The 13,366-nt window shown below is 63.4% G+C and carries 10 protein-coding genes; 5 read left to right on the top strand and 5 right to left on the bottom strand.

Going from position 1 to position 13,366, the window contains the following annotated elements; genetic code table 11:
* Positions 1-78 precede the first annotated feature (78 nt).
* Positions 79-1,203: a DNA replication/repair protein RecF gene (gene recF, locus SPH52_RS13175; protein ID WP_411795491.1), complete on the top strand. Its 1,125-nt coding sequence runs from the start codon at positions 79-81 to the stop codon at positions 1,201-1,203.
* A 3-nt stretch (positions 1,204-1,206) separates the two neighbouring features.
* A complete protein-coding gene (gene gyrB, locus SPH52_RS13170; RefSeq protein WP_411795490.1) occupies positions 1,207-3,627 on the top strand; it encodes a DNA topoisomerase (ATP-hydrolyzing) subunit B in 2,421 nt (806 codons plus the stop codon).
* A 140-nt stretch (positions 3,628-3,767) separates the two neighbouring features.
* Here the strand turns inward: gyrB and gmhB are convergent, their stop codons facing one another.
* The 3 genes from gmhB to glyQ form a co-directional block, all read right to left on the bottom strand.
* The gene (gmhB, locus tag SPH52_RS13165; RefSeq protein WP_411795489.1) at positions 3,768-4,325 is read right to left on the bottom strand and encodes a D-glycero-beta-D-manno-heptose 1,7-bisphosphate 7-phosphatase; all 558 of its coding nucleotides are present in this window, start codon (positions 4,323-4,325) and stop codon (positions 3,768-3,770) included.
* A gap of 151 nt (positions 4,326-4,476) precedes the next feature.
* Positions 4,477-6,543, bottom strand: coding sequence for a glycine--tRNA ligase subunit beta (glyS, locus tag SPH52_RS13160; protein ID WP_411795488.1), 2,067 nt, complete (start codon positions 6,541-6,543; stop codon positions 4,477-4,479).
* Positions 6,543-7,559 carry a glycine--tRNA ligase subunit alpha gene (gene glyQ, locus SPH52_RS13155; protein WP_411795487.1) on the bottom strand — a complete coding sequence of 339 codons (1,017 nt, stop codon included), beginning with the start codon at positions 7,557-7,559 and terminating at the stop codon, positions 6,543-6,545. The genes glyS and glyQ overlap by 1 nt, the downstream gene beginning before the upstream one ends.
* A gap of 99 nt (positions 7,560-7,658) precedes the next feature.
* Between glyQ and rfaD the strand changes: the two genes are divergently transcribed.
* A complete protein-coding gene (gene rfaD / locus SPH52_RS13150) occupies positions 7,659-8,624 on the top strand; it encodes an ADP-glyceromanno-heptose 6-epimerase (protein WP_411795486.1) in 966 nt (321 codons plus the stop codon).
* Positions 8,621-9,667 carry a lipopolysaccharide heptosyltransferase II gene (gene waaF / locus SPH52_RS13145; RefSeq protein WP_411795485.1) on the top strand — a complete coding sequence of 349 codons (1,047 nt, stop codon included), beginning with the start codon at positions 8,621-8,623 and terminating at the stop codon, positions 9,665-9,667. Before rfaD ends, waaF begins: the two co-directional genes overlap by 4 nt.
* A 20-nt stretch (positions 9,668-9,687) precedes the next feature.
* On the opposite strand, the gene SPH52_RS13140 is transcribed toward waaF, so the two are convergent.
* Entirely contained in the window at positions 9,688-11,358 is a 1,671-nt protein-coding gene (locus SPH52_RS13140; protein WP_411795484.1) for a sulfatase-like hydrolase/transferase, read from the bottom strand.
* A gap of 152 nt (positions 11,359-11,510) precedes the next feature.
* Between SPH52_RS13140 and SPH52_RS13135 the strand changes: the two genes are divergently transcribed.
* Entirely contained in the window at positions 11,511-12,290 is a 780-nt protein-coding gene (locus tag SPH52_RS13135) for a glycosyltransferase family 2 protein (protein WP_411795483.1), read from the top strand.
* Here the strand turns inward: SPH52_RS13135 and SPH52_RS13130 are convergent.
* Positions 12,244-13,353 (bottom strand): glycosyltransferase family 9 protein, encoded by a 1,110-nt coding sequence (locus SPH52_RS13130; protein WP_411795482.1) that lies wholly within the window; start codon positions 13,351-13,353, stop codon positions 12,244-12,246. The two genes, SPH52_RS13135 and SPH52_RS13130, sit on opposite strands and share 47 nt — an antisense overlap.
* Positions 13,354-13,366: the final 13 nt, after the last annotated feature.

The raw sequence follows: 13,366 nt of genomic DNA, 5'->3' as shown, positions 1-13,366 counted from the left end.
AGTCCTGCCCGTGTCACGCCGTCCCTGGCCATGCTCCTCAGTGGCCGGGCGGCGGCTCGATGCTGTGCCCTACGCTTCATGTTGATCGATCGTCTGGCTTTTACTGGCTTGCGGAATCTGGGGCCGCTCGATCTGGCGCCGAGCCCCGGCATCAACCTGATCGTGGGGCCCAATGGCAGCGGCAAGAGCAGCCTGCTGGAGGGGCTGCACATTCTCGGTATGGGGCGTTCCTTTCGAACACGGCAGTTGAAGCATGTCATTACCCATGAGGCCGGCGAGATGACGCTGTTTGCTCGCCTTTGCGGTGCGCCTCCCTTGCCTATCGGTGTCCGTCGTTCGCGTGATGCGGCCGAACTTGAGATGCGCATGGGGGGAGAGCGCGTGTCGCGTCTGGCCCAATTGATCGAAGCGCTGCCGTTGCAATTGGTGAACCCCGATGCCTTCCGCTTGCTGGAGGGGGCTCCAGCAGGTCGGCGCGAGTTCCTCGACTGGGGAGTGTTTCACGTGAAACATGACTTCTACGAGGCCTGGCGCCGCGCCAAGAGAGCGCTGAAGCATCGGAACGCGCTGCTCAGACATGGTAGAATGGATGTCAATAATCTGGCCGTATGGGAGCAGGAACTGGCCTCGTGGGGCGAACGGGTCGATGACCTGCGCCGTGACTGGATTACCAGCTTCCTACCCGTATTCGAGGAAACCTTGAGCAGGCTGATCGACCTGCCCGAGCTGAGCCTTCGCTACTCCCGTGGCTGGGATAAGCAGCGCAGCCTGCGGGAAGTGCTCGAGCAAGGCCGGGCGACAGACCAGCAGATGGGTTTTACCCAGAATGGGCCACAGCGCGCCGATCTGCGCATCCGGCTGGGGCGACGCCCTGCCGTCGAGGTCCTTTCACGGGGCCAACAGAAACTCGTGGTAAGCGCACTCAAGCTGGCGCAGGGCAGGTTATTGGAGCAGTCGACCGGACGCAGCTGTCTTTATCTCGTCGACGACCTGCCAGCCGAGCTGGATGCCGAGCACCGGCGTGTCTTTTGCCGGCTGCTGGAATCGATGCGCTGCCAAGCTTTCATCACAAGTGTCGAACACGATGCCCTGGTGGGACAATGGGAGTCTCACACACCAATCGCGATGTTTCACGTGAAACAAGCATCTTCTGGAACAGGGCAGCTAGTGCCTCAGGCACAGACAGACTTCATGACGGAGTAGTCAATGAGCGAACAAGCTTACGACTCAACGAGCATCAAGGTCCTCAAGGGCCTGGATGCCGTGCGCAAGCGTCCCGGCATGTACATCGGCGACACCGATGACGGGACAGGCCTGCACCATATGGTGTTCGAGCTGGTGGACAACTCCATCGATGAAGCCCTGGCCGGATACTGCAGCGAGGTACGTGTCGTCATCCATCCGGATGAGTCGGTCACCGTGAGTGACAACGGCCGAGGCGTACCCACCGACATACATGAAGAAGAGGGTGTGTCGGCAGCGGAAGTGATCATGACGGTCCTCCACGCCGGAGGCAAGTTCGACGACAACTCCTATAAGGTGTCCGGCGGGCTGCACGGCGTCGGGGTATCAGTGGTCAATGCCCTTTCCGAAGAGCTCAAGCTGACGATATGGCGGGCCGGGCAGGTACATGAGCAGATCTATCGCCATGGCGTGCCCCAGGCGCCGCTGGGCGTTGTAGGGAAAACGGAGAAGACCGGTACACGGGTGCATTTCAAACCCTCGTCCGATACCTTTGCCAACATCGAGTTCCACTACGACATACTGGCCAAGCGCCTGCGAGAGCTCTCCTTCCTCAATTCTGGTGTTGCGATCCGTCTACTCGACGAGCGCAGCGGCAAGGAGGAGCTCTTCCACTACGAAGGAGGCCTGAAGGCCTTCGTCAACCACCTGAACAGCAACAAGACCGTGCTCAACCCGGTATTTCACTTCGAGGCCGAGCGCGAAGATGGGGTCGTTGTGGAAGTGGCGATGCAGTGGAGCGATTCTTTCACGGAAAGCATCTACTGTTACACCAATAACATCCCGCAGCGTGACGGGGGGACACACCTGGCTGGTTTCCGTGCTGCCCTGACCCGCACCCTGAACACGTATATCGAATCCGAGGGGCTGCTCAAGAAGTCCAAGGTCGCGACGACGGGTGACGATGCACGTGAAGGACTGACGGCGATCATCTCGGTCAAGGTTCCGGACCCCAAGTTCTCTTCGCAGACCAAGGACAAGCTGGTCTCCTCCGAAGTGAAGACGGCGGTTGAGCAGGAGATGGGGCGGTTGCTCTCGGACTACCTGATCGAGAACCCCAACGACGCCAAATCGATCGTCAACAAGATGCTCGACGCCGCCCGCGCTCGCGAGGCTGCGCGCAAGGCCCGCGACATGACCCGTCGCAAGGGGGCGTTGGACATTGCCGGCCTGCCGGGCAAGCTGGCTGACTGCCAGGAGAAGGATCCCAGCCTCTCCGAACTGTTCCTGGTCGAGGGTGATTCGGCCGGTGGCAGTGCCAAGCAGGGCCGGGATCGACGGACCCAGGCGATTCTGCCGCTCAAGGGCAAGATCCTCAACGTCGAGAAGGCCCGCTTCGACAAGATGCTTTCTTCTGCCGAAGTCGGCACGTTGATCACGGCGCTCGGCTGCGGCATTGGTCGCGAGGAGTTCAACCCCGACAAGTTGCGTTATCACTCGATCATCATCATGACCGATGCCGACGTTGACGGCTCGCATATCCGAACCTTGCTGCTGACCTTCTTCTTCCGTCAGATGTCACTGCTGATCGAGCGCGGCCATGTCTTCATTGCCCAGCCGCCGCTCTACAAGATCAAGCGCGGCAAGCAGGAAACCTATCTCAAGGACGAGCAGGCCCTCACCGATTACCTGACGACGACCGCCATGGACGGAGCCAGGCTCTATGTGAATCCGGATGCGCCGCCGGTCACCGGTGCCCAGCTCGAATCGCTGGTTGCTCAGTACCGCGATGTAATGAAGCGTATCGATCGTTTGTCGCGCGTCTATCCGAACGAAGTGCTGCGCAAGGTCGTGCATGCGGCGCGCCTTGAAGGTGAGGCAAGCCTGAAGGATCGTGTCACCATGCAGAACTGGATCGCCTATTTGCAGGAGGAGATGGATGCGCTGGTAGCCTACGAAGGCGGTCCGCGCTACACCTTCCGAATCGAGGAAGACACAGAGCGTGAGCTCTTCCTGCCTGCAGTGACGCTGACGGCCCATGGTGTCAGCTCCGATTACGTCTGGGGCATCGACTTCTTCACCAGCGCCGACTATCGCGCCATGGCTGCTCTGGGTGAAACGCTGGAAGGCTTGCTAGAAGAGGGCGCCTATATTGCGCGTGGCGAGCGAAAGAAGACGGTATTCACTTTCTACCAGGCACTTGAGTGGCTGATGGCCGAAGCTCAGCGCGGGCTCTCGATACAGCGCTACAAGGGGCTGGGTGAGATGAACCCGGACCAGCTGTGGGAAACGACCATGGATCCTGAGACGCGGCGCCTGCTGCGCGTTACGATCGAGGATGCGGTGGCTGCCGACATGATGTTCAACACCTTGATGGGTGACGAGGTAGAGCCGCGCCGAGCCTTCATCGAGAGCAATGCTCTGGTAGCCAATCTGGACGTCTGATGCAGAGGGGAGGGCTCGGTGTTTCACGTGAAACATCGCAATCAAAATGGTAGCCCCATGTTCTGCAAGGAAAAGCCGACCCGAAGGGTCGGCTTTTTTATTTCTCGAATGCTCTGGGCCTGGAGCAGCGGTGAGTTATGTCACAGTTCGTGACTGAGCAACCGGTCGACGAAGGCAGCCAGGTCGTCGAAGAGAATCGCTCCATCGAGGCCCGTGCCCTTTGCTTCGGTCCTGCGCCCCTTGCCGGTACGAACGAGCACTGGGCGACAACCCATTGGTTCTCCCGCTTGCAGGTCGCGCAGGCTGTCACCCACCATCCAGCTACCTTCCAGGCTGTTCAGCTCGAGAGCGTCACGGATCTGAATCAGCAAACCGGGCAATGGCTTGCGACATGCACAGCCATCATCGGGCCCATGCGGGCAGTAGGCAATATGGGCGATCTTGCCCCCTGCCTCGCCAACCTGCCTTTCGAGTTCTGTATGCATTGCAGCCAGAGTGACCTCATCATAGTAGCCTCGGGCGATCCCTGACTGGTTGGTCGCGATGGCAACGGTCCAGCCAGCGCGCGAGAGACGTGCAATGGCCTCGATGGAGGACGGGTAGGGGATCCACTCGGCCAGGGATTTGATGTAGTCATCGGAGTCGTGATTGATGACCCCATCCCTGTCGAGGATGACGAGTCGAGATGCATCGGGCATCGGCACACCATGCGTAGTGGGAATAAAGTAAGTGTTCCACGTGAAACATCGCCTGCCAAGGTCAGTGCTCTTTCATGTTTCACGTGAAACTCCAGGCGTAAAAAAGCCGGCCGGGAGAGCATATTCCCGGCCGGCCCATACAGCACTCCCCCTACTGCTGAAGCAGGGCGATATCGGCAACCTGGAGGAACAGAGCCTGGAGCCCGGCGAGCAACGCCAGTCGATTGCGCCGGATGGCGTCGTCGTCAGCCATGACCATGACGTCATCGAAGAAGGCGTCTACTGGTGCGCGCAGACCTGCCAGGATATCCAGCGCTTCGCGATAGCGCCCCTCGGCAAACAGCGGCATGACGCGCTCGCGGCTAGACGAAACGGCTTCGCTCAGCGCCTGCTCGGCGGGCTCCTTCAGCCGGGCGTGATCGACCTGAATGCCGACATCATCGGCCTGCTTGGCCAGGATGTTGGAAACCCGCTTGTTGGCTGCCGCCAGTGCCGCGGCTTCCTCGCGCTGAGTGAAGGCGTGTACCGCACGCAGGCGTCGAGCGAAATCGAGAGGCTTGCTTACCGGGCGGGCGCGAACGGCTAGGTACACCTCGGCAGGAATGCCCTCATCCTGGCCCCAGGCGCGGAAGCGGTCGAGCATGTAGCCGAGCACTTCCTCGACCAGGTTCTCGGCGTAGGGCAGCTCCTGATGCTGGGCGGCGGCCAGTTCGAGCAGTTCGCGCAGGTCGAGGTCCAGCTCGCCCTTGATCATGATGTTGAGCACGCCGATGGCAGCACGGCGCAAGGCGAAAGGGTCCTTGGTGCCGCTGGGACGCTGGCCAATGCCGAAGATACCGATGAGGGTGTCGAGCCGGTCTGCCAGCGCCAGAGCCTGGCCGGTACGACAGGCAGGGATCTCGTCACCGGCGAAGCGCGGCAGATACTGCTCTTCCAGCGCCTGCGCCACCTCGGCTGGCTCGCCGTCATGAGTAGCGTAGTAGCGCCCCATGATGCCCTGCAGCTCGGGGAATTCGAGCACCATCTCGGTAACCAGATCGCATTTGGCGAGTTCGGCCGCGCGGCGTGCCTGGGCCACGTCGCCACCGATGCGCCCGGCAATGAAGGCGGCCACGGCGGCACTCCGGTGCGCCTTGTCGGCCAGGGTGCCGAGTTGCTGCTGGAACACTACGTTGGCGAGTCCGGGAATGCGCGTCGCCAGTGGCTGCTTGCGATCGGTGTCGTAGAAGAAGGCAGCATCGGCCAGGCGTGGGCGGATGACCTTCTCGTTACCCTCGATTACCAGCTGTGGATCCTGACTGTCGATGTTCGAGATGGTGATGAACTGCGGCTTGAGCCGGCCCTGCTCGTCGAGCAGGTGAAAATACTTCTGGTTGGCCTTCATCGAGGAGATCAGGCACTCCGCCGGCACTTCGAGGAAGCGCTCGTCGAAGCTGCCGGCCAGCGCGACCGGCCACTCCACCAGGCCGCTCACCTCGATGAGCAGCGCCTCTTCGATGACCGCCTGGGCGTCCTGAACCTCGGCCTCGGCCAGCACTTGCTCACGTATACGCTCGCGGCGGAGTTCACGATCGGCCAGTACCCAGGCCTGCTCGAGAACGGCCAGATAATCGTCCGCGTGTGTGAGATCGATGGGGTCGGGAGCATGAAAACGGTGGCCGCGGGTGGTGCGGCCGGCCGCCAAGCCCAGTGACTCGGCCTTGACCACGTCGCTGCCGTAGAGCATCACCAGCCAGTGGACGGGGCGAGAGAACTCGACCCGGGAGGCCCCCCAGCGCATGTTCTTGGGTACCGGCAGGGCGGCAATGGTCTTGTCGACGATACCAGGCAGCAGCTGGGTCGTCGCCTCGCCCTGCTGGCGCTCACGATAGCCGAGCCAGGTACCCTTGTCGGTTTCCAGATGGATCAGGTCAGTCACGCTGACGCCGCAGGAGCGGGCGAAGCCTTCGGCGGCTTTGGTCGGCTGACCATCCTTGAAGGCGGCAGCGAGGGCCGGGCCGCGGCGTTCGACCTCACGGTCGGGCTGCTTGTCGGCCAGTTCGGCCACCTGCACCGCCAAGCGACGTGGCGTGGCATAGGCGCGAACTTCGCCGAAGTCGATCTCGGCCTCGGTCAAGCCGCGGCGGATGCCTTCAGCCAGGGCATCCGATAGCGAGTCAATGGCGCTCGGCGGCAGCTCCTCGACGCCCAGCTCGATCAGAAAGGTATTGGCAGCCATCACGCGTCTCCCTGTTCAGCGGTCGATTCCTGGGCCAGCAGCTCCTGGCGCAGTGCCTCGGGGGCCAGCGGAAAGCCGGCAGCCTTGCGCGAGGCGTAGTAGGCGTGGGCGACATCGCGGGCCATGGTGCGTACGCGCAGAATGAAGCGCTGGCGTTCGGTCACCGAGATGGCGTGGCGAGCATCGAGCAGGTTGAAGGTATGCGAGGCCTTGAGCACCTGCTCGTAAGCCGGCAGCGGCAGGCCGGCGTCGAGCAGCTTGGAGCACTCGCGCTCCAGATGGTCGAAGGCCTTGAACAAGGCCGGTACGTCGGCATGCTCGAAGTTGTAAGCCGACTGCTCACGTTCGTTCTGCAGGTAGACGTCGCCATAGGTGACCTTGGAGCCGTCCGGTGCGATGGTCCAGATCAGGTCGTAAACGCTGTCGACGTTCTGCAGATACATGGCGATGCGCTCGAGCCCGTAGGTGAGCTCGCCGGTGACGGGGTAGCACTCCAGCCCACCCGCCTGCTGGAAGTAGGTGAACTGGGTCACCTCCATGCCATTGAGCCAGACTTCCCAGCCGAGCCCCCAGGCACCCAGGGTCGGCGATTCCCAGTTGTCCTCGACGAAGCGAATGTCATGCACCAGCGGGTCGATACCGAGGCGCACGAGCGAGCCCAGGAAGCGTTCCTGCAGGTCGGCAGGGGAGGGCTTCATCACCACCTGGAACTGGTAGTAGTGCTGCAGACGGTTGGGGTTCTCGCCGTAGCGGCCGTCGGTAGGGCGCCGGGAAGGCTGCACGTAGGCGGCATTCCAGGTCTCCGGGCCGATGGAGCGCAGGAAGGTGGCGGGGTGGAAAGTGCCGGCCCCGACCTCCATGTCCAGCGGCTGGAGCACCACGCAGCCTTGTTCGGCCCAGTACTGCTGCAGGGAGAGTATCAGGCCCTGAAAAGTGGTCGCGTCTGGCGTCGACCCTGGAGCCGAGGTCGACGGGGATGTCGAGAGCGTCTGCGACGGGTTTGGCGAGAGAGTCATTGCGGAAGCACCGTTGGCCATGAATTCACAGGGCGTCAAGTATACAATCACAGGCACATCGGTTATAGGCGCAGCGGTTGCGCCCCAGTGAGGTTCAAAATGATCGTAGTGACAGGTGGCGCCGGTTTCATCGGCTCGAATCTGGTCAAGGCCCTCAATGCTCGCGGGCGCAATGACGTACTGGTCGTCGATGACCTGCGCGACGGTACCAAGTTCGTCAACCTGGCGGACTGCACCCTGGGCGATTACCTCGACAAGGACGACTTCCGTGCGCGTATCGAAGCGGTGTTGCGTGGCGAGCCTTCTCGCCTGCCGCCGATCGAGGCGATCTTCCATGAGGGCGCCTGTTCGGACACCACCGAGTGGGATGGCCGCTTCATGCTCGACAACAATTTCGAGTACTCCAAGGTGCTGCTGCATTATTGCCAGCAGCAGGGCATTCCCTTCCTCTACGCTTCCTCGGCGGCCACCTACGGCGGCAGCCAGGTGTTCCGCGAGGAGCCCGAGTACGAGAAGCCTCTCAACGTCTATGGCTACTCCAAGCTGCTGTTCGACCAGTATGTGCGCCAGCACTGGAACGAACTCACCAGCCAGGTGGTGGGGTTCCGCTACTTCAATGTCTACGGCCCGCGCGAGCAGCACAAGGGCAAGATGGCGAGCGTGGCTTACCACAACCATACCCAGGTCAACGCTGGCCAGGATCTCCGGCTGTTCGGCGCCTGGGACGGCTATGAGGCAGGCATGCAGAGCCGCGACTTCGTCTACGTCGGCGACGTGGTGGACGTCAACTTGTGGTTCCTCGACAACCCCGGCAAGTCGGGCATTTTCAACCTCGGCTCCGGCCGGGCCGAGCCGTTCAAGGCCATCGGCGAGGCGGTGATCGCCCACCACGGCCGCGGCCGCATCGAGTACATCGACTTCCCCGACGAGCTCAAGGGGCGCTACCAGAGCTATACCCGGGCCGATATCACACGCCTGCGCGAGGCCGGCTACGATCGTGAGTTCCGCACCGTAGCCGAGGGCGTGAAGGCCTATCTGGAATGGCTGGACGAGGCCAAGGGATGAGTCAGGCGCCTGCGCCGGAGTCCCGTATCCTCGTGGTCGGCCCTTCCTGGGTCGGCGACATGGTCATGGCCCAGAGCTTGTTCAAGAGCCTGAAGCAGCGCCAGCCAGGGAGTCGTATCGGCGTGGTGGCGCCAGGCTGGTCGCAGCCTATCCTCGAACGCATGGAGGAGGTCGACGAGGTGGCCACGCTGGATGTGGGCCACGGCGAGTTTGGCTGGTCGACCCGGCGTGCCCTGGCGCGGCGACTGCGTGGACGCTTCGATAGGGCCATCGTGCTGCCGCGCTCGTGGAAGTCGGCCCTGGTGCCGTTCCTGGCGCGCATTCCCCGCCGGGTGGGCTTTACCGGCGAGCAGCGCTATGGGCTGCTCAACGAGCGACGCGAGCTGGATAAGGCACGGCTCGACCAGACCGTGAAACGCTTCGTGGCGCTGGGACTCTCGGCAGGAGAGGCCAGGCGCGGAAGTTTTGCCATCCCTCGGCCGCGGCTGCGTGTCGATTCCGCCAATCTGAGCGCACTGCACGAGCGCCTCGGTTTGTCGCGGCGGCCGGCCATCGGCATGATGCCCGGCGCAGAGTATGGCCCGGCCAAGCAGTGGCCGCTGGGCCACTTTCGTGAGCTTGCCGGGAGACTGGTCGCCGAAGGATTCGAAGTGCGCGTGCTGGGCGGCCCCAAGGACGTTGCCGCGGGAGACACGATCGCCGAGGGCCTGGCCCAGGTGCATAACCTGTGCGGCAAGACCCGCCTGGCCGATGCGGTGGACCTGCTCGCCGACTGCCAGCAGGTGGTCACCAACGACTCCGGGCTGATGCACGTGGCCGCCGCGGTCGGCACTCGGATCCAGGCTCTCTACGGCTCGTCGTCACCGGCCTATACGCCGCCGTTGACCGACAACGCCGAGATTCACTACTTGGGGCTTTCCTGCTCGCCTTGCTTCGAACGCACCTGCCCGTTGGGGCACACCAATTGCCTGGTGCAGCTCTCGCCCCAGCGCGTACTCGCGGCGGTGCTGGGTGCAAGCACGGCGGTCATAGCCCGCGGCTGAACGTCTCCTCCGTTATGCTCTCACTGCACCGTGGCCGGCTCTTCACCGGTGGCATCCTCAGGCGTTTCTACTACCTGCTCCTGCGGCTCGGACTCCGGTACTTGGCGCGGTGGTGCCAGCCCCTCCCAGAGGCGCTCCTGCAGCACGATCTCCTCGCGCATACGGGCGTTGAAGAAATCCTTGCCATATTCCTCGAGCAGGGTTGGCTCGTCCGAGAGCAGCGAGACCCCGAGACCGGCCCGATGCCAGTCGATGGTGAAGCCCATTGCCTCGAGGATGGTAGGGAAGACATCCACCATGGAAGCCTCTCGGCTCTCCCTGCCTTGGGGAATACCTGGCCCCAGCAGGATGAAGGTGTTGTCGCGCTCGCCCTGGATCAGTTGCTCCCAGGCCGATACGCGCATGGTCAAGTGATCGCTGGCGACGACCACAATGGTATTGTCGAGCAGGCCCTCGGCATCGGCCTGCGCGAGGAAATCCCGAGCCAGCCAGGCCGAGCACTCCACCGAGTACAGGATGTCGGCGCCGTCGAACTCCCCCTGGCGGTCGATACAGGCCTGGGCGGGATAGCCGTAGGGAGCGTGGCCGGCAAGGGTCAGGTTGACCAGGCCCCATGGGCCACCCTCAGCGTTGAGGCGGCGTAGCTCCTCCAGGCTGAAGTCGTAGAGCGAGTCATCGTACAGCCCCCAGTTGTTAACGTACTCGGGATCATCGAGCAGGGGCTGCAGCTCCTCGCGACCGAGTACCGTATCGAAGCCGTGCCCCTCGTAGAACAGCCCTTTGCCGGCGAAGTTGATGCTGGCGCCGCCCATGTAGGTGAGCTGGTAACCCTGTTCAGACAGCAGATCGCCGAGGCAGTCGACGCCGGGCACTACCTTTTCCAGCGGTGAGAACTGCCGGTCGTGCAGCAGGCCGGCGGGCATGAGAGGCGTGCCGCACTGGCTGGCTATCATGCCGGCCATGGTCCAGCCGGTGTTGTCGATCTGCTGGATACCCTCGTAAACCAGGCCATGTTCGCCGATGGCATCCAGATCGGCATAGGCATCGCCGAAGCGCTCGCGGTCGGCGTAGGTACGCTCGATGCTCTCCAGGTACATCAGCAGCAGGTTGGGCGGGTTGCGGGGGGACTCGAGGAGGATTGGCTCGACATACTGGCGTTCGAGCCAGGCTCCGGGCTTGGTGACGATGGCGGCACCGCGTTGGCCCATGCCATACAACAGGGGATTGCTCACCAGCAGCACAATAGCCAGCAACGGTTCGCCGCGGCGCCAGCGATGGTCGTGGCGTATCAGCCAGGTGAATGAAGCCAGCAGGGCGATCATCGTGAGGGTGTAAAGGAATGCCGCTCCGATGCGGCTTACCCCGCCATGGTCGGCCATGCCGGCCTGTAGATGAAAGAATACCGCGCTCAGGTCGACGATACCGAAGCTCTCGGCAAGATAGAGATAAAGCCCCCATAGCGCGATGGGGAGCAGGGCCCAAGACCACCTGCGTGGCGCGTAGAGGGGCGAGGCGGGGGCCCCCCAATGGAAGACGGCGCCCAGCCCTACCCAGGCAAGCGCCAGGAAGGGCAGGCCCCAGGAGGGAACGCGGGTCAGCACGATGATGGCATAACCCACGCAGAGCCCGATAACCAGAAGCGACAGCCAGCGGGGACGAGCCAGCGCGAGCAGCTTGGAAGGGATAGGCATGTGTGGATTCATCCGTTGAATTCGACTGATAGCTTATCAAGCCTATCGAGACTTGCACTACGTATGGTGTCGTAGGGGGCGGCGGCCGGGTTTGCTGGCCTCACGACTACGGCAGTAAACTGGCCAGCCGCCGAACCGATGAGGAGAGGTCGATGACCCTGGCTGCCGTACTGATCGTCAAGAACGAGGCCGCCCACCTGCGCGCCTGCCTGGAGACACTGCGCTGGGCCGACGAGATCGTGGTACTGGACTCCGGTAGCCAGGATACGACCTGCGCCATCGCCCGGGAGTTCACCGACAAGGTGGTCGTGAATGCCGACTGGCAGGGGTTCGGCGTGCAGCGGCAGCGTGCCGAGGCGCTGGTCGAGAGCGACTGGATATTGATGATCGATGCCGACGAGCGGGTGACGGCCGAGCTGCGCGACAGCATCCAGGCTGCCGTGACCGCCGCTGAACCGGCGATTCACACCCTGCCGCGCCTCTCCTGGTGCTTCGGCGATTTCATCCGTCACTCGGGCTGGTATCCCGACCGGGTAGCACGTCTCTACCCTAGAGGGAAAGCGGGCTACGATGCGGCCCTGGTGCACGAGAAACTGCAAAACCCGAATGGGCTGCCGGTCAAGGCACTGAAGGGTGACTTGTTGCACTATACCTATCGCGACTTGCGCCACTACCTTGAGAAGTCGGCTCACTACGCCCAGGCCTGGGCCGAGCAGCGTGCCGCACGCGGCAAGCAGGGCAGTCTTGCCACCGGCCTGGTGCACGGGCTGGGCTGTTTCCTGCGCATGTACCTGCTGCGCGCCGGGTTTCTCGATGGACGACAGGGGTTGCTGTTGGCGCTGCTCTCGGCGCACTCCACCTTCGCCAAGTACGCCGACCTGTGGATCAGGACGCGTACGTCGCCGCCACCTGACGACGCACCAGGGCGCTGATCGCATCGGCCGCGGCCTCGAGGTCGAGGGCCGCCATGTCGCTTTCGCCGGCATCGGGGGGCGGGCTGAAGGCGAGGCGGTGCGCCTCGTCGTTGCAGGTTTGCCAGCGTAGTGAAGTGGCAGAACGGCGTGCCGGGTAGAAGCCCGCCGTGGGACGGTTCAGGCAGCCGGCGATATGCAGCGGCCCGGTTGAGCCGGCGACGAACAGGTCGGCGGCGGAGATCGCCAGGGCGAAATCGCCCAGGCTCCCGCGTGGCGGCAGTACTGCCACCGACAGGCCCTGGGCGGCCAGCGCGCGCTGCAGCTCATGAGCGACAGGCTCCTCGCCTGGGCCGGCGGTCAGCAGCCATTGTGGACGGCTGGCCGAAGTGGCAAGGCGCGAGTCGACGGCCGTCGCCAGTTCGGCATATTGGGTGGGTGAGAGATTGACCGCCGAACCGCCGCTGCCGGCATGCAGGAAGAGCCAGGGCGTGCGCGTGTCGAGGGCCAGCTCCGCGGCGATGGTTTCACGCTGGGCTTCCGCGGCCCCGGGCGGCAGCGGCCAATATGGCGGCGTAGGACGAGCACTGAGGGAGCGACCCGCGGTTGCGAGCAGGGCCTCGGCGAGCTCTATGTTGTACTGGTATTCCGGCTTGGCCGAGCGTGATCTGCGCTGGACGATGCGATGGTTGTAGAATAGCTGCGCCCATTTGGTAGCGGGTGCCAGGCGGCGCGGAATACCGGCACGCCAGCCCAGCCAGCCGATGCGCGGCGTGGAGTACAGCGTCAACATGGTCGTGAAGCGTGCGTTGCGCAGCTGCGCGAGCAGCTTGCGCTGCGCCTGCTTTTCGGCGCCATCGCCGGGGTCGAGGATCACCTCGTCGATCCATGGGCACAGCCGGGCGAGCGGTGCCGTATAGGTCGGCACCAGCACGCTGATCCGCGCTTCGGGGATGCCGGCCTTGAGACAGGCGAGCGCCGGCCAGGCGAGCATGAAGTCGCCGAGCTTGTCGTTACGCACCACCAGGATGTGTGGCGGCTGATCCGTTGCGTGGCGACCGGCCACGCTGGAAGAAGATGTCATCTGGGCTCCCGAG

The sequence above is a fragment of the Halomonas sp. A29 genome (assembly GCF_046723295.1).
Classification (GTDB): domain Bacteria; phylum Pseudomonadota; class Gammaproteobacteria; order Pseudomonadales; family Halomonadaceae; genus Halomonas.
This window is presented reverse-complemented; position numbering and strand designations above follow the sequence as displayed.